The following is a 15584-nucleotide window of genomic DNA, read 5'->3' on the forward strand; positions in this document are numbered from 1 at the left end:
GTAATGATTCACGCCGACTCACAGAGGCCTCTTGATCGGGGTTCTCGGTGATTCAGTGAAAATAGCGCCGCCCGAGCTGGTCGGGCACCATTTGAGATGAGACCCTGGAATGAATAAAACCGAACTGATTGAACATCTGGCCACCAAGCACGCGCTGACCAAGGCCGAAGCTGGCCGTATCCTGGAAACCCTGCTGGACGCCGTGGTCACCACCGTCAAGAAGGGTGGCGCTGTGTCCATTCCTGGCTTCGGCTCGTTCAAGCAACACTCGCGTGCCGCTCGCACCGGCGTGAACCCCAGCACCGGCGACAAGATCAAGATCGCCGCCGCCAAGCTGCCCAAGTTCACTCCTGGCGCTGGTTTCAAGGCCGCTGTGGATCCCAAGGCTGCTGCCCGCAAGGCTGCCAAGGCTGCCGACGCTAGCGCTGCCAAGGTCGCTGCAAAGCCCGCCGCCAAGAAGGCCAAGAAGTAAAAATCATGAGCTCAGGGCCTTGCGCCCTGTTCTCAGTTGCCTGAAGACCTCCCGGTCCTCAGGCTCACCCGGCAAAGCCAGGTGTTCGCAGGAACACTTGGCTTTGTTGTTTCTGGCGGGCCGCCTTAGCCCTGCGTCACGCGCGCTTCGAAATGCTCGACCTGGGGCGGCGCGGCAAAGAAGGGGCCGACGATGGCGCGCCAGGCCGGGAACAGCGGGCCGCCGCGGAAGTGCACCGTGTGGTCTTCCAGCGTGGCCCATTCGATCTGCAGCAGATAGCGCTCGGGCGATTCAATGCCTTGCTGCACACGGGCCGAGACAAAGCCCTGGGCTTGCGAGATGACGGTCTTGAGGCCATGGGCAATGGCTTCTTCGAAGGCGGCCTGCTGGCCGGGGGCGATGCGGATGTCGGCGATTTCGAGAATCATGGGTCTACTTTCCAACAAAGAAAAAATGAATCAGCTCAGCGCCTGCACCTGCACGGCGGTGACCTTGAAGCCGGGGATCTTGCCCGAGGGATCGAGCGCACTGCCGGTCAGCAGATTGGCCGTCGCCTCCCAGTAGCAGAAGGGCAAGAAAACCTGCCCCTGGCGCACCTCAGTGCTTTGCTGCAGCAGGGCTTGCAAATCGCCAAAGCGGGAGCTCATGCGTACCGCTTGACCATCGTGTAAGTGCAGGGCGGCGATGTCCTCCGGGTGCATGCTGATCAGGGGCTGGGGCGAGAGCGCCTCCAGAGCGCTGGCCCGCCGCGTCATCGCGCCGGTATGCCAGTGTTCCAACACCCGGCCGGTGGCCAGCACCAGGGGGAATTGCGCGTCGGGCTGCTCGGGCCCGGGCGTGAAGGTGGTAGGGACCAACTGGGCGCGGCCATCTTTTGTGGGGAAGCGCTCGATGAAGACCACGTCCTCGCCGGGCCTGTCCTCGCGCGGGGCTGGGGTGACCACGGCTTCTTCCCTTAGCAAGCGGGCCCAGCTCACACCGGCCAGCGGCGCCATCAGCTGGCGCATCTCCTCAAACACGCGCGCCACCGGGGCCTGGGCGGCCGCCTGGCCGTCGCCGTCCTCGGCCTGCCAGTACTGCCAAGGCAGGCCGATGCGGCGGGCCAGTTGCTCAATGATCCAGAGGTCTTGCCGGGCCTCGCCGGGCGGCGTCAGGGCCGGGCGGCCGACTTGGATCAGGCGGTCGGTATTCGTGTAGCTGCCCCATTTCTCAGGGTGAGCGGAAGCGGGCAGGATCACATCGGCCAGCAAAGCCGTCTCGGTCGCGAAGATGTCTTGCACCACCAGATGCTCCAGCCTGGCGAGGCCGGCGCGGGCGTGATCCAGATCGGGGTCGGACATGGCGGGGTTTTCGCCTTCGATGAACATGGCCTTGATGCGCCCCTCATAAGCCGCATGGATGATCTCCACCACCGTGAGGCCAGGTTCGGCGCCCAAGGTGGCATCCATGCCCCACAAGGCCTCGAACTGCTCGCGTACCTCGGCATGAATCACCCGTTGGTAATTGGGCAGCATCATGGGGATGAGGCCGGCGTCGGAAGCGCCTTGTACATTGTTCTGGCCGCGCAAGGGGTGCAGGCCGGTGCCAGGGCGGCCGATCTGGCCGGTGATCATGGCCAGGGCGATCAGACAGCGCACATTGTCGGTGCCATGCACATGCTGGCTGATGCCCATGCCCCAGAAAATCATCGAGGCGCGGGACTTGGCGTAAAGCCGCGCCACCTCGCGCAGGGTCTCGGGCGGGATGCCGCAGATCTCGCTCATGCGCTCCGGCGTGCATTCGGCCACGGCCGCCTTCAAGGATTCATAACCATTGACCCGAGCGGCAATGAAGGCTGGGTCGGTCAGGCCTTCCGCAATGATGATGTGCAGCAAGGCATTGAGCAGGGCCACATCGCTGTCCGGCCGGAAGGCCAGATGGTGGCGGGCGAAGCGAGTCATGGGCGCACGGCGCGGGTCGGCCACGATCAGGGTCGCGCCCTTTTCTTTCACCGCGTTCTTGATGAAGCTGGCCGCCACCGGGTGGTTGGAGCTGGGGTTGGCGCCGATCAGCAAGATCACCTCGGCGTGCTGCACATCCGATACCGGGTTGCTCACCGAGCCTGAACCCAGGCCCTCCAGCAAGGCCGCCACCGAGCTGGCGTGGCAAAGCCGCGTGCAGTGGTCGACGTTGTGGGTGCCAAAGCCCTGGCGGATCAGCTTTTGAAAGAGATAGGCCTCCTCATTGCTGCCCTTGGCCGAGCCGAAGCCAGCCAGCGGGCTGGCCTTGCCGCGCGCCGAGTCGCCTTGCAGATGGCGTTTGAAGCCGGCTGCGGCTAGGTCCAGGGCTTCCTCCCAGCTGGCGGGGCGGAAGAGGGCAGACAAGGGCAACTCGCCGCGCCGCACCCGCTGAATATCGGCCGGGTCCTTGGCCACGCCCTCACGGCGCACCAAGGGCAGGCGCAGGCGCTCCTCGCTCATCACATAGTCGTAGCCATAGCGGCCTTTGACGCACAGGCGCCCATGATTGGCCGGACCATCGCGGCCGGTGGCTTCCAGAATGCGCTCGTCCTTGACTCGGTAGCTCAGCTGGCAGCCCACGCCGCAGTAAGGGCAGACCGAATCCACCTCGGCATCGGCCAGCAGCAGGGCCGCGCCATTGGCTGGCGTCAGGGCTCCTGTGGGGCAGGCTTGCACGCATTCGCCACAGGCCACACAGGAGCTTTGGCCCAGGGCATCGTCGGCATCGAAGGCGATGCGGGTGTGGGCGCCGGAGCCGGCAACACCCAGCACATCGTTGACCTGCTCGTCACGGCAGGCGCGCACGCAGCGCATGCATTGAATGCAGGCATCCAGATGCACCTGGATGGCCGGGTGGCTGAGGTCGGGCTCGGGCTGCTCGCGCGGCGCAAAGCGGGGCTGGCTCACGCCCAGCGCTTGGCACCACTGCGACAACTCAGATTCCCGGCTGTGGGCCTGGGCCGGCGCATTGGCCAGCAGCAACTCCAAGACCATCTTCTGGCTGCGCTGCACCCGTGGCGTGTTCAGCTGCACCTGCATGCCTTGGCTGGGCTTGCGGCAGCAGGAGGCAGCCAAGGTGCGCTCACCGGCGATCTCAACAACGCAGGCACGGCAGTTGCCCGCGGGGCTCAGCCCCTCGCTGTGGCAGAGGTGGGGGATGGCAATCTGGGCGCGGCGAGCGGCTTCCCAGATCGTTTCGCCACCTTGGGCTTCGATGGTCTGGCCGTCTAGTTGAAAAGTTATGCTGCTCATGGCTTAGAACTCCTGCGGGAAGTAGCGCAGGGCGCAGCGCATGGGGTTGGGGGCCGCCTGGCCTAGGCCGCAGATGGATGCCTCGCTCATCACCTGAGCCAGCTCCTCCAGCAAGGGCGCGTTCCACTCGGGCGCTTGCATCAGCTGCACCGCGCGCTGTGTGCCTTCGCGGCAAGGCACGCATTGGCCGCAGCTCTCATGGGCAAAGAATTCCATGGCCTTGAGGGCCAGGTCACGGGCGCGGTCGGCCAGCGAGAAGACGATGACGGCGGCCGAGCCGATGAAGCCCCCATGCGGCTGCAAGGTGTCGAAGTCCAGCGGCTCATCGGCGAGGTGGGCCGGGAAGATGCCGCCCGAGGCGCCGCCTGGGAAGAAACCGTAAAGCTCGTGGCCGGGCAGCATGCCGCCGCCGTACTCCTCCACCAGCTCACGCAGGCTGATGCCGGCCGGCGCCAGATGCACACCCGGCTTGGCCACCCGGCCGGAAAGAGAAAACGAGCGCAAGCCCTTGCGTCCGCGCCGGCCCTGAGCGGCGAACCAGTCGGCGCCGCGCTCCAAGATGTCGCGCACCCAGAACAGTGACTCCATATTGTGTTCAAGCGTGGGGCGGTCGAAGAGGCCGCGCTCCGCCACATAGGGCGGGCGCTGGCGCGGCCAGCCGCGCTTGCCCTCGATGGACTCGATCATGGCGGACTCTTCCCCGCAGATATAAGCCCCCGCACCGCGGCGCAGATGGATTGAAGGGGTCGCATGGCCTTGGGCCTGCAGATGCGCTTGCAGCGCGGCGATTTCCTTCGCCAGCAAGTCCCGCAGGGCCGGGTACTCGTCGCGCACATAGATGTAGATGGCGTCTATGCCTACGCAATGCGCGGAGATCAGCACGCCCTCCAGAAAACGCTGGGGTTCGCGCTCCAGATAGTGGCGGTCCTTGAAGGTGCCGGGCTCGCCCTCGTCGATATTGACGGCCATCAGGCGCGGCGCCGGTTGGGCGCGCACCAACTGCCATTTGCGGCCGAGCGGAAAACCCGCGCCGCCCAGGCCGCGCAGGCCGGCCTCGCTGAGGGTCTGGATGCTGGCCGCTATCTCGCGCTGGCCGCGCAGCAGCTCAAGCAGCAGGCGGTAGCCGCCGTGGGCGATGTATTCGGTCTGGCTTTGTGGCTGCAGGGTCAGGTCTTGCCAGCCTGCTGCTGGCGGTGATTGCAGCAGGGCCTGGACTGTTTGCGCGTCGGCCTGGCCCACAGGCCGCTGGCCTATCACCACCACCGGCGCTTGTTCGCAGCGGCCCACGCACGAGACCTCGATCACCCGCAGGCCTTGCTGGTCTTGCAGCAGCTGGCGCAAGTCCTGGCTCAGGCCTTGGGCGCCCTGCATGGCGCAGCTGAGCGAGACGCAGACGCGCAGCTTCAGCTCGGGCGGCGCCTTGCTGTCATCGCGGTCGATTTCAAAGTGGTGATAGAAGCTGGCCACCTCATGCACCTCGGCCTGCGACAAGCCCATGGCCTCGGCCAGCGCGGCCAGCAGGTCCACACCCAGACGGCCGCGGCTGTCCTGAATGCGGTGCAGATGCTCGATCAACAGGCTGCGATCGCGCGGCAGCTCGCCCAGCAGGTCACGGATGGCCTGGCGCGCCTCGGCGCTGGGCTGGCGCCCGCGCAGGCCGCCGCCGCGCTTGGCCGCGGCCGGGCGGCCGGCCTCGGCGGGCTGCAGGGGAATGACCCGGGCTGGGGGCTTGCTGTGGACGGACATGTCGTATCCCTAAACTTGTTCTCTTTGTGCGCAGGGCGTTCAGCCGGTTGGCCGGCTGGCGTGGGCCGATTGTCAGGCTGTTGCGGCAAGCCCAAGATTACCGAAAGCACTGATTCGACCGATCGGTCGAGACTGCGATACTGCGGCGCTGACCAGGAGTTTGACTTGATGACTATGCCTACGACATTGCAGCTGGCCGTCGATGCGCGCGGCGTGGCGCGCATCACCATGAATCGCCCGGAGGTGTTCAACGCCTTCAATGAATTGATGATTGCCGAGCTGGCGCAGGCGGTGGAGCAGCTGAGCGCTGACGCGAGCGTGCGCCTCATCGTCTTGGCCGGCGCGGGCAAGGCCTTCAGCGCGGGCGCGGATATCCAGTGGATGAAACGCGCCTCCGAGGCCAGCCAAGAAGAGAACCTGCAGGATGCTCGTCGCTTTGCCCAGATGTTGCATCTGATCGCCGACTGCCCTAAGCCGACCCTGGCTCTGGTGCAAGGCCTGGCCCTGGGCGGTGGTGTGGGTCTGGCCGCGGCCTGCGATATCGCGCTGGCGAGTGCGGATGCCAAGTTCGCCGTCAGCGAGGCGCGCTTCGGTATCTTGCCCGCGGTGATCGGGCCCTATGTCGTCAATGCCGTGGGCCCGCGCCAAGCGCGTCGGCTGGCGCTGACGGCCAGCCGCATCACGGCCGAGCAGGCTTTGACCATGGGCTTGTTGCATGAGGTGGTGGCGACGACGGCCGATCTGGATGCCGCGCTGGAGCGCTGGGTGGCCGAGCTGCTGCTGAACGGCCCGCTGGCCCAGGGTGAGATCAAGCGTTTGATCGCGCAGCTGGAGATCGGTCCCGTCACCGCCGAGGTGCGCGAGCTGACGGCGCAGACGATTTCCCGCGTGCGCATGGGTGATGAAGCCAAGCAAGGTTTTGCCGCCTTTTTGGCCAAGCAGCCGGCACCTTGGGTGCCCCAGGCAGACTCAGACTCGACGACGAATTGAATAGAAGCAAGAGGCAGGCAAATGAGTGATGCAGTCGAAACAAGTTCGGGCGCTTGGCGCGTAGCCAGCGTCGCCGCGGGCGAGGCCTTGATCGGCGTCGTCGGTGCCGGTGTGATGGGTGCGGGCATTGCCCAGATCGCCGCCCAGGCCGGTCACCCGGTGCGCTTGCTGGATGTACGCGAAGGCGCGGCAGCAGCGGCCATCGCGCAGATCGGCAAAGCCCTGGATGGCCTGGTCGCCAAAGGCCGCATGGAGGCCGCCGAGCGCGAGGCCGTGCTGGCGCGCATCCAGCCCGCCACGGCCACAGCCGACTTGGCCGATGTGGCCTTGGTGATCGAGGTCATCATTGAAAAGCTGGAGCCCAAGCAGGCCTTGCTGCGTGAGCTGGACGCCTTGCTGGCGCCCGATGCCATCATCGCCAGCAACACCTCGTCCATCAGCGTGACGGCCTTGGCCAATGGCATGCAGACGCCCTCGAGATTGGTGGGCATGCATTTCTTCAACCCGGTGCCACTGATGAAGCTGGTGGAGGTGGTGTCGGGAGCCGAGACGGCTGCGGATGTGGCCCAGGCCATTGAGGCCCTGGCACGCCGCTGGGGCAAGACGCCGGTGCATGCCAAGTCCACCCCGGGCTTCATCGTCAATCGCATCGCCAGACCGTATTACGCCGAGACCTTGGCCCTGCTGCAAGAGCAGGCCGGTACGCCCGCCCAGTTGGACCATGCCCTGCGCGGCGTGGGCTTCCGCATGGGGCCTTGCGAGTTGATGGACTTGATCGGGCACGACACCAACTTCTTGGTCACGCAGTCGGTGTTTGAGGCCAATTTTGGTGACAAGCGTTTTGTGCCCTCGCAGGTGCAAAAGGCCCTGGTCGACGGTGGACGCCTGGGACGCAAGGTGGGCAAGGGCTTTTATGAGGGGCAGCCGCCCACGCCGGCTGCGTTGGCGGCGCCGGAGGCCGAATTGGCGCCGATCAGCGTGGTGGGTCAAGGCCCGCTGGTGGATCAGCTGCTGTCCTGGTTGACGCGCAAGGGCCTGCCCTTTAGCCGTGGTTCTGCCGCGGACTGGGCCGGTCTGGTGGTGGGCGAGACTCATGTTCACCTCAGCCAAGGCAAGACGGCGGCGCAATTGGCGTCCGAGCGGGCTCACCCAGAGTTGGCGGTAATGGACTGGCCGGTCGCGCCCGAGCGTTGCACGGGCCTGGCCCTCAGTCTGGCGCCAAGAACTTCTGCCCAGGCCAAGGCGCAGCTGGTTGATGTGTGGCGGGCCTTGGGCTGGGAGCCCTTGTTCTTGCGCGATGTGCCGGGTCTGGTGGTGGCGCGCACTGTGGCCATGTTGGTCAACGAGGGGGCGGACGCTGTTTGGCAAGGCGTGTGCGAGGAGAGCGCGGCCGATCTGGCCATGAAGCTGGGCGTCAATTACCCGGCCGGGCCATTTGAGTGGCTGCGCGCCGTTGGTGCCGCCAGCTGTGCGGAGCTGCTGGACGGTTTGTTCCAGGCCTATCGCAGCGAGCGTTACCGTGTCAGCCCCCTGCTGCGGCAGCAGGTCTGGGCGGCCTGAGGCTCTCGGCCCAGGCTTGACTAAGCATTAAAAAAGCCCGCCCGGTGTCTGACCGGGCGGGCTTTTGCTTGTGTGGGTCTGAGCAGGTTTACAGCAGCATGCGCAGATGGGCTTGGGCTTGCAGCAGCGGAGGCAGGCAATGCTCCACCAATTGCTCCATGCTCATGCGCGAGGCATGCACGCTGATATTCATGGCCGCCACGACTTCGCCGCGGTAGTTGCGCAGGGGGACGGCGACGGTGCGCAGACCCATTTCCAATTCCTGGTCGATGCAGGCATAGCCCAGCGAGCGCGCACGGGCGATCTCGATGCGCAGGCGCTCGGGCAGCACGATGGTGTTGGGGGTCAGGGCCACCAATTCCTGGCGCTTGATCCAGGCATCCACCTCTTCCGGCGGCAAGGCGGCCAGCAGCACGCGACCATTGCCCGAGCAATGAGCCGGCACGCGGGTGCCAGGCTGCAGCGTGGGCGAAACGACCCGACCGGCGCTGGTGGCGGCGATGCAGATGACGTCGTTGCCGTCCAGCACGCCGGCCGAGCTGGCCTCCTTGAGCGCGTAGGCCAGCTTGTGCAGCTCGGGCTCGACGATGCGTGGCAGGCGAGCCGAGTGCATATAGCTCTGGCCCAGGCGTAGCACCTTGGGGGTGAGCGCAAACATCTTGCGATCCTGCGAGACAAAGCCCAGATGGGTCAGGGTCAACAGATAGCGGCGCGCGGCGGCACGGGTCAGACCCGTGCGCACGGCCACCTCGCTGATGGTCAGGCGGGGGCGTTCCTGATCGAAGGCTTCGATCACGGCCAAGCCTTTTTCAAGGCCGGCCACCAGGTCGCGTTTCAGCGGGCCTTGGGGCTCGGGGGCGAGGCTGGGCGAGGCTGGCGTGGCCAGGGACGCCAGATTGACTTGGTCTTCAAAAGCGCGAGCAGCTGACATGGATGGTGTGCGTTAGGCGCCCTAAAACCGAAGAGCGCAGGTCGAAAAGTGCGAACTATAAAAGTCAACCCCTAGTTTGTCCGTAAGTTTCACGAAAGCCGGGCGATGTGCGCACTGTTGTGCACCATGTTGGTGCGATTTGCCAATAGCCAAGCCCACGGCCCAAAAGGGCGGGTGTCGGCGGGCGATGAGTCGCTCAAAACATCGAGCGGCGATCAGGCGGCAGTGCGAAAAGCTGGTTTCTTGAAACGGGATGACAGGGAGCTAACGGATTAATTCTTTGGAGGCTCAACCCTGCGGGGCGACCTTGCTGCGCTGCGGCGGCTGGGTCGATGCGGCCATGTTTGGCTCTGCAAATGTGCGGATCTCAACTCCCTCTTGGATCCAGTATCCCACGGTTGTGGCGTTTTTGTACACCCTGCGCCCTTTTTTGCGGGCTTTTTTGGCGCCAGAAACATAGCGGAAACAAAGCGGCCGCCAAGAACTAGGTTCTGGCGGCCGCGGGATTGAGTGCTAATTCTGGGGCGTTGGGCGCACCCTGCCGAAAGTTTTTTACATGGCTGTGGCTCGGCTGACGCTCAGGCTTTACGGAGCTTCAGACTCTTTCGATGATCAGGGCAATACCTTGGCCGACGCCGATGCACATGGTGCAAAGCGCGTAGCGGCCCCCTGTTTGCTGCAATTGGTTGATGGCGGTTGTCACCAGGCGCGCTCCGCTGGCGCCCAAGGGATGGCCCAAGGCAATGGCACCACCGTTGGGGTTGACGCGCGGGTCATCGTCGCGCAAGCCGAGTTGGCGCAGCACGGCCAGACCTTGGGCGGCGAAGGCTTCGTTCAACTCGATCACATCCATCTGCGCCAGGCTCAGGCCGGTTTGGGCCAGCACGCGCTGGCTGGCCGGGGCGGGCCCGATGCCCATGATGCGAGGCGCCACGCCAGCGCACGCCATGCCGACCACGCGGGCGCGGGGCGTCAAGCCATTTTTTGCCGCACTGGCTTCGTTGGCCAGCAAGAGGGCGCAAGCCCCGTCGTTGACGCCTGAGGCATTGCCGGCCGTGACCGTGCCGCCTGGGCGCACGATGCTTTTCAGCTTGGCCAGCGCTTCCAAGCTGGTTTCGCGCGGATGTTCGTCACGGCTGACGCTCAGCGCATCACCCTTTTTCTGCGGGATCAGCACGGGGGTGATTTCGCGGTCGAAAAAGCCCGAGGCCTGGGCGGCGACGGCGCGCTGCTGGCTGGCCAGGGCCATGCGGTCCTGGGCTTCTCGCTCGATGCCGAAGTCGCTGGCCACGTTTTCAGCCGTTTCGGGCATGGAGTCCACGCCGTACTGCTCCTTCATCAGCTTGTTGATGAAGCGCCAGCCAATGGTGGTGTCGTAGACGGCGTTGTTGCGCGAGAAGGCGGTCTCGGCTTTGGGCATGACGAAGGGCGCGCGGCTCATGCTCTCGACGCCGCCCGCCAGCATCAGACCGGCTTCGCCGGCGCGGATGGCGCGGGCGGCCGAGCCGATGGCGTCCATGCCGGATCCGCACAGGCGGTTCAGCGTGGCGCCCGGCACTTCGATGGGCAGGCCGGCCAGCAGGGCGGACATGCGGGCGACGTTGCGGTTGTCCTCCCCGGCCTGATTGGCGCAGCCGTAAAGAATGTCATCGACGCTGGCCCAGTCGACGCCGGGATTGCGCGCCATCAAAGCACGCAGCGGGATGGCGCCGAGATCGTCGGCCCGCACCGAGGAAAGTGCGCCGCCGTAGCGACCGAAGGGTGTGCGAATGGCATCGCAGATAAAGGCTTGGGAGCTCATGCTGGGGTCCAGTCAAAAGGCGCTGAGGGTTGAAAAGTTCGCAATAAGAACTTGAGTTCAATTGATGAACAATATTAAGCGCGCACTTGCGCCGGGGTCAAGGAATGGGCGTGACAATTTGCACATGAAAATTGAGCTGTGCGTATGGCGGGGCGTTTCCTCCCACTAGACCTTAAGTTTTGTGCATAGGCTGCCGATGCTGGACTTGAGGGCGCCTCACCGAACAGGCGTAGGAATGATATGAAGGACAGAATTGCCGATCCGCTGATTGATGTCAGCCAGCTCAAGGTGGGAATGTTCATCCACCTGGATTTGGGCTGGATGTCGCATCCATTCCCGCTCAGCAGTTTCAAGCTGACCTCCGAAGAGCAGTTACAGATTCTGCGTCGCCTGGGCCTGACGCAAGTGCGCTGGAGCCCCAGCAAGAGTGAGCTGTTGACCGACTCCTCGGTGCCACCGGTCACTCCGAGCGTGGCCGAGCAGGTCGTGCCAGCGATGTCGGCCGAGGAGTTGGCGCGTGAAGCCCATCGTCAGGCCTTGCTGGCGCAGCGCGCCGCCCTGAGTTTGTGCGAGCGCCAATATGGTGAGGCAGCCGCCGCATTCCGCGAGGTCATGGACTTGGTGCCGCGCGACCCGCGCAATGCCAAAGACCATTCCCTGGCCTTGACCAGCGCCTTATTGGACAAGATGTTGGTGGAGGGCGATCTCAATATCCGCCTGCTTAACGAGGGCGCAGGCGATCGCAGCACGGCCCATGCCTTGAATGTGTCCATCATCTCCTTGCTTCTGGGCCGAGCTTTCGGACTCGGGCGCGAGGAAATGATGGATTTGGGCGTGGGTGCTTTGCTGCACGACATCGGCAAGATCGAGTTGCAAGCCCGTTTGCGCAATCGCGACGAGGGCTTTTCGGTGGCCGAGTTGCAAATCTACCAACAGCACGTGGCCAAGGGTGTGGCCCTGGCTCAGGGCATGGGCTTGGCACCGGCACCCATGCTGATCATTGCCCAGCACCATGAGAATGCCGACGGCAGCGGCTTCCCCCAGCGCATCAATATGGACAAGATGAGCGCCGGGGCACGCATCGTGGCCCTGGTCAACCGTTTCGACGGCTTGTGCAACCCCTTGCTGGCCTCCAAGGCCATGACGCCGCACGAGGCCTTGTCGCTGATGTTTGCTCAGGGGCGCAATCGTTTCGACGCCACCATGCTGAATGCTTTCATCCGCATGATGGGTGTCTACCCACCGGGCTCGGCGGTGCAACTCACCGACGACCGCTACGCCCTGGTCGTTGCGGTCAACTCCTCGCGGCCGCTTAAGCCGCGGGTAATGGTGCATGACCCCAAGGTGCCGCGCGACGAGGCCTTGGTGCTGAATCTGGAAGATCAGCCCGATCTGGGCATACGCCGTAGTCTCAAGGCTCAGCAGCTGCCGCGCGCCGCCCTGGACTATCTGAGCCCGCGCACCCGTGTGGCCTACTTCTTTGAACCCGTCGCCGGCGGCATGGCCGACGCGGAATTAGCGGCGTGAACGTCCTGCCCTTCCAGGCACCGCCTCCGACCTCAGATCCTGCTCCGTACGCAGCCCTGCTGGAGGGCCTGCTGGAGGCGACCTGGTTGGTGGACGGGCAAAGCCGCTGCATCCTGGCCGTGAACGCGGCGGCGACACGCCTGCTGGGCGTGCCGCCCGAGCAATTGCTGGGGCAGCTGGTGGAGTCGCTGGCGCAGACGCCGGAAGATGCCTTGTTCTGGCAGGAAGCGGCAACCGACCCTCGGGCCTTGCTCAATTCCGAGACCATGATGCGCCATGCCGATGGCCATCTGCTGTGGGTGACCCGCCGTATCACCTTTATTGCGCCGGGCGAGAGTGCATTGCCGGCACGCGGCGGCTATTGGTTGGTCGCCATGTATGACCAAACGCGCCAGCGCCAGTCCGAGGACGAGCGGGAGGCCTTGGTGGCCGAGTTGCAGGCGACGCTGGAGTCCACCGCCGACGGCATTCTGGTGGCCGATCTGGCTGGCCGCATGCGTTCCTTCAACCGCCGTTTTGCGGCCATGTGGGGCATTCCGGTCGATTTGCTGCGGGCCCGGGATGACGAGGCGGTGCAGCTGTGGATGCGGCGCAGCGTTTGCGAAGCTGGGGCCTACGCCGCTCGCTTGGCCGCCATTCAAGACGCTCCCTTGCTGCAGAGCAGCGACATCATCAAGCTGCTGGATGGCCGGGTGCTGGAGCGGGTCTCACTGCCGCAGTTCAGCCGTGGCCGGCCGATAGGGCGGGTGTTCTCCTATCGCGATCTGAGCGAAAAGCTGGCCGCCAGCCAGCGCATCGAGGAGTTGGCCCATTCGGACATGCTCACCGGCCTGCCCAACCGCCGCGCCCTGGGTGAGCGCATCGAATACATGAAGGCCGTGGCCAAGCGGGAAAGCGGTTTGTTTGCCCTGCTCAATGTTGATCTGGATCGGTTCCAGCAGATCAACGAAACCCTGGGTCACTCCTATGGTGACCGGGTCTTGAAGGAAGTGGCCGAACGGCTCAAGGACTGCCTGCGTGAGGTGGATTCGGTGGCCAGAGTCAGTGGCGATCAGTTTGCGCTCTTGATTCATCAGGCCGACGCTCGCGGCGCCGAGCATGCGGCGCGCCGGGTGCAGGAGACCATGTCCCGGCCCTTTAATTTCGATACCCTCAGCTTTACCGTCACCTGCAGCACCGGCATTGCCCTGTTCCCGGGCGATGGCAGCAATGCGGATGAGTTGATGGCCAGTGCCGAACGGGCCATGCACTGGGTCAAGGAGAGCGGCCGCGGAGGCTTCCATTTCCACCGCCCCCGCAAGGAAGTGGATCTGCTGTCGCGCATGCGCCTGGATCACGCCATGCGCCAGGCCTTGCAAGAGGGGCAGTTCCGCCTGCACTTTCAGCCGCAGCTGGCGCTGAGCAGCGGTCAGGTGATCGGGGCCGAGGCCTTGATTCGCTGGCGCGATCCCTTGCGCGGTGAGATCTCGCCCTCCGAGTTCATCCCGGTGGCCGAGGAAAGTGGCTTTGTGGTGGCTATAGGCGAATGGGTGCTGCAGCAAGCGGTGGAGCAGGCCTCGGCCTGGCTGCGCAAGGGGTGGCGCATGCCGGTGGCGGTCAATGTCTCGGCCTTGCAATTCCAGCAGTCCCGCTTTGTGGATACGGTGGCCCTTGCCTTGCGATCCTCGGGTCTGCCGCCGGCCTTGCTGGAGTTGGAGCTGACCGAAGGCATCTTGCTCGGTGATGCCGAGGAGGCCTTGCATCGCTTGAAAGCTCTGGCTGCTCTGGGTGTATGCATGTCCATCGACGACTTTGGCACGGGATACTCCAGCCTGGCCTATCTGAAGCGTTTCCCGATTCAGCGTTTGAAGATAGACCGCAGTTTTATTCAGGGCCTGCCGGCAGATGCTAGCGATGTTGGCATCGTCAACGCCATCATTCAGATGGGGCAGGCCTTGCGCCTGCACGTGATTGCCGAAGGCGTGGAGACCGAGGCGCAGCGCGACTTTCTGGCGCGGGCGGGCTGTGATGAGTTTCAGGGCTTTCTTTATGCGCCGGCCTTGGATGCGGCGGCGTTTGAAGAAAGAGTGTGGCGCAGCGGCAAGGCGCCGCCAGGTCGCAGCGGCCGCCACCTGCTGGGCGGGCTGCTGGGTTGAGGGGCTCTGGAAATGCATCGCAGGCGGTGCATCTCCAGAGCCCTTTTTCGATGCAGCTCTCTAGTTTGCCGCACCTGTTTGCTGGTTTGCCCAAGTGGCGAACGGCGCGCCTGCACTCACAATGGTGGCAGACCGTGAAGAGCGAACAAGGAGGGTGCTGTGATCTATAAATTCAAGTCCAAGGCCGCTGCCGATGTGATCATGTTGGGGCCACAGGGCGAGCAGATCCTGCGCCTGCTCGGTCGCGAACCCTCGGCCCAAGGCATCTTGCTCAAGGATCAGCTGACCCCGGCCATTGCCAACCTGGAGCGGGCGGTGGCCGAGGACGAAGCCCGCTTTGCCCAAGCGGTGGCCGAAGCCGAGGCGGCCGGTGAGCCCGCACCCCGGCGCGCCGAGGTCAGTCTCAAGCAGCGCGCCTGGCCTTTTGTGGAACTGTTGCGTTACAGCCTTGCTGCGGGGCAAGACGTGGTCTGGGGTGTCTGAGGCATGAGTCTGGACGGCAGCACGCGCATCCTGGCGATTCGCCACGGCGAAACCGCCTGGAATCGCGAGGCGCGCATCCAGGGGCAGCTGGACATTCCCCTCAATGAAACCGGCCTGGCCCAGGCCCAGCGTCTGGCGCGGGCGCTGGTGGGCGAAGGCATTGACGCCTTGTATGCCAGCGACCTGAGTCGGGCGCGCCAGACCGCTGCGGCGGTGGTCGCTGAACTTGGCTTGGAGCTGCGCCTGGACGCCGAGTTGCGGGAGCGCAGCTTTGGCGTGTTCGAGGGGCATAGCTGGCCTGAGATCACCGCCCGCTGGCCCGCCGAGAGCGAGGCCTGGCGGCGCCGGGATGCAGATTTCGGCGCCCCTGGTGGCGAGGTTTTGCAGGACTTCTATCAACGCAGCGTGGCGGCCTTCGAGCGCATCGCACGCGCTCACCCTGGGCAAACCCTGGCCATCGTGACGCATGGCGGCGTCTTGGATTGCTTGCATCGGGCGGGTTCGCGCCAGTCATTGACGGCCCCGCGCAGCTGGAAACTGGGCAATGCGGCGATCAACCGATTGCTTTATTCGCCGCAGGGCTTCACCGTCGTGGGTTGGAATGACGAGTTCCATCTCGACGGACTGCTCCCTCAGACCTCGACTCAGGACGAGCCCAAGCCGGCTCGGGCCTGAATTCTCTCCACTC

At 64.8% G+C, this 15584-nt stretch carries 12 protein-coding genes; 7 read left to right on the forward strand and 5 right to left on the reverse strand.

Going from position 1 to position 15584, the window contains the following annotated elements; translation table 11 throughout:
• Positions 1 to 109: 109 nt before the first annotated feature.
• Positions 110 to 472, forward strand: coding sequence for an HU family DNA-binding protein (locus DBR47_RS22870; RefSeq protein ID WP_124454506.1), 363 nt, complete (start codon positions 110 to 112; stop codon positions 470 to 472).
• A gap of 125 nt (positions 473 to 597) precedes the next feature.
• Here DBR47_RS22870 and DBR47_RS22875 read toward each other — a convergent pair whose 3' ends face one another.
• From DBR47_RS22875 to DBR47_RS22885, 3 genes are read right to left on the reverse strand one after another with little or no spacing between them, the layout of a single operon-like run.
• Positions 598 to 900: an antibiotic biosynthesis monooxygenase gene (locus DBR47_RS22875; RefSeq protein ID WP_124454508.1), complete on the reverse strand. Its 303-nt coding sequence runs from the start codon at positions 898 to 900 to the stop codon at positions 598 to 600.
• A gap of 30 nt (positions 901 to 930) precedes the next feature.
• On the reverse strand, positions 931 to 3723 hold the full coding sequence (gene fdhF / locus DBR47_RS22880; protein ID WP_124454510.1) for a formate dehydrogenase subunit alpha: 2793 nt from the start codon (positions 3721 to 3723) through the stop codon (positions 931 to 933).
• Between the two features lie 3 nt (positions 3724 to 3726).
• Positions 3727 to 5469, reverse strand: coding sequence for an NADH-ubiquinone oxidoreductase-F iron-sulfur binding region domain-containing protein (locus DBR47_RS22885; RefSeq protein WP_124454513.1), 1743 nt, complete (start codon positions 5467 to 5469; stop codon positions 3727 to 3729).
• Between the two features lie 168 nt (positions 5470 to 5637).
• Between DBR47_RS22885 and DBR47_RS22890 the strand changes: the two genes are divergently transcribed.
• Complete coding sequence (locus tag DBR47_RS22890) at positions 5638 to 6459, forward strand: enoyl-CoA hydratase-related protein (RefSeq protein WP_124454515.1); 822 nt, start codon at positions 5638 to 5640, stop codon at positions 6457 to 6459.
• 21 nt (positions 6460 to 6480) lie between these two features.
• Positions 6481 to 8019 carry a 3-hydroxyacyl-CoA dehydrogenase gene (locus DBR47_RS22895; RefSeq protein WP_124454517.1) on the forward strand — a complete coding sequence of 513 codons (1539 nt, stop codon included), beginning with the start codon at positions 6481 to 6483 and terminating at the stop codon, positions 8017 to 8019.
• 88 nt (positions 8020 to 8107) lie between these two features.
• Here DBR47_RS22895 and DBR47_RS22900 read toward each other — a convergent pair whose 3' ends face one another.
• Both DBR47_RS22900 and pcaF read right to left on the reverse strand, forming a co-directional pair.
• Positions 8108 to 8950 carry an IclR family transcriptional regulator C-terminal domain-containing protein gene (locus DBR47_RS22900; RefSeq protein ID WP_124454520.1) on the reverse strand — a complete coding sequence of 281 codons (843 nt, stop codon included), beginning with the start codon at positions 8948 to 8950 and terminating at the stop codon, positions 8108 to 8110.
• A gap of 595 nt (positions 8951 to 9545) precedes the next feature.
• Complete coding sequence (gene pcaF, locus DBR47_RS22905) at positions 9546 to 10751, reverse strand: 3-oxoadipyl-CoA thiolase (protein ID WP_124454522.1); 1206 nt, start codon at positions 10749 to 10751, stop codon at positions 9546 to 9548.
• 240 nt (positions 10752 to 10991) lie between these two features.
• On the opposite strand from pcaF, the gene DBR47_RS22910 reads away from it, so the two are divergent.
• From DBR47_RS22910 to DBR47_RS22925, 4 genes are all read left to right on the forward strand, one after another.
• On the forward strand, positions 10992 to 12278 hold the full coding sequence (locus DBR47_RS22910) for an HD-GYP domain-containing protein (protein WP_124454524.1): 1287 nt from the start codon (positions 10992 to 10994) through the stop codon (positions 12276 to 12278).
• The gene (locus tag DBR47_RS22915; RefSeq protein ID WP_231512464.1) at positions 12275 to 14413 is read left to right on the forward strand and encodes a bifunctional diguanylate cyclase/phosphodiesterase; all 2139 of its coding nucleotides are present in this window, start codon (positions 12275 to 12277) and stop codon (positions 14411 to 14413) included. The genes DBR47_RS22910 and DBR47_RS22915 overlap by 4 nt, the downstream gene beginning before the upstream one ends.
• Positions 14414 to 14572: 159 nt before the next feature.
• Positions 14573 to 14896 carry a DUF1840 domain-containing protein gene (locus tag DBR47_RS22920; RefSeq protein ID WP_124454526.1) on the forward strand — a complete coding sequence of 108 codons (324 nt, stop codon included), beginning with the start codon at positions 14573 to 14575 and terminating at the stop codon, positions 14894 to 14896.
• A 3-nt stretch (positions 14897 to 14899) separates the two neighbouring features.
• Positions 14900 to 15571 (forward strand): histidine phosphatase family protein, encoded by a 672-nt coding sequence (locus DBR47_RS22925; RefSeq protein WP_370454950.1) that lies wholly within the window; start codon positions 14900 to 14902, stop codon positions 15569 to 15571.
• Positions 15572 to 15584 lie beyond the last annotated feature (13 nt).

Origin of the sequence: Paucibacter sp. KBW04 (assembly GCF_003852425.1) — a bacterium.
Classification (GTDB): domain Bacteria; phylum Pseudomonadota; class Gammaproteobacteria; order Burkholderiales; family Burkholderiaceae_C; genus Paucibacter_A.

Excerpts from the sequence above, each read along its gene's own strand:
- DBR47_RS22870 (WP_124454506.1), top strand. The coding sequence starts at position 110 with ATGAATAAAACCGAACTGATTGAACATCTGGCCACCAAGCACGCGCTG.
- DBR47_RS22875 (WP_124454508.1), bottom strand. The coding sequence starts at position 900 with ATGATTCTCGAAATCGCCGACATCCGCATCGCCCCCGGCCAGCAGGCC.
- fdhF (WP_124454510.1), bottom strand. The coding sequence starts at position 3,723 with ATGAGCAGCATAACTTTTCAACTAGACGGCCAGACCATCGAAGCCCAA.
- DBR47_RS22885 (WP_124454513.1), bottom strand. The coding sequence starts at position 5,469 with ATGTCCGTCCACAGCAAGCCCCCAGCCCGGGTCATTCCCCTGCAGCCC.
- DBR47_RS22890 (WP_124454515.1), top strand. The coding sequence starts at position 5,638 with ATGACTATGCCTACGACATTGCAGCTGGCCGTCGATGCGCGCGGCGTG.
- DBR47_RS22895 (WP_124454517.1), top strand. The coding sequence starts at position 6,481 with ATGAGTGATGCAGTCGAAACAAGTTCGGGCGCTTGGCGCGTAGCCAGC.
- DBR47_RS22900 (WP_124454520.1), bottom strand. The coding sequence starts at position 8,950 with ATGTCAGCTGCTCGCGCTTTTGAAGACCAAGTCAATCTGGCGTCCCTG.
- pcaF (WP_124454522.1), bottom strand. The coding sequence starts at position 10,751 with ATGAGCTCCCAAGCCTTTATCTGCGATGCCATTCGCACACCCTTCGGT.
- DBR47_RS22910 (WP_124454524.1), top strand. The coding sequence starts at position 10,992 with ATGAAGGACAGAATTGCCGATCCGCTGATTGATGTCAGCCAGCTCAAG.
- DBR47_RS22925 (WP_370454950.1), top strand. The coding sequence starts at position 14,900 with ATGAGTCTGGACGGCAGCACGCGCATCCTGGCGATTCGCCACGGCGAA.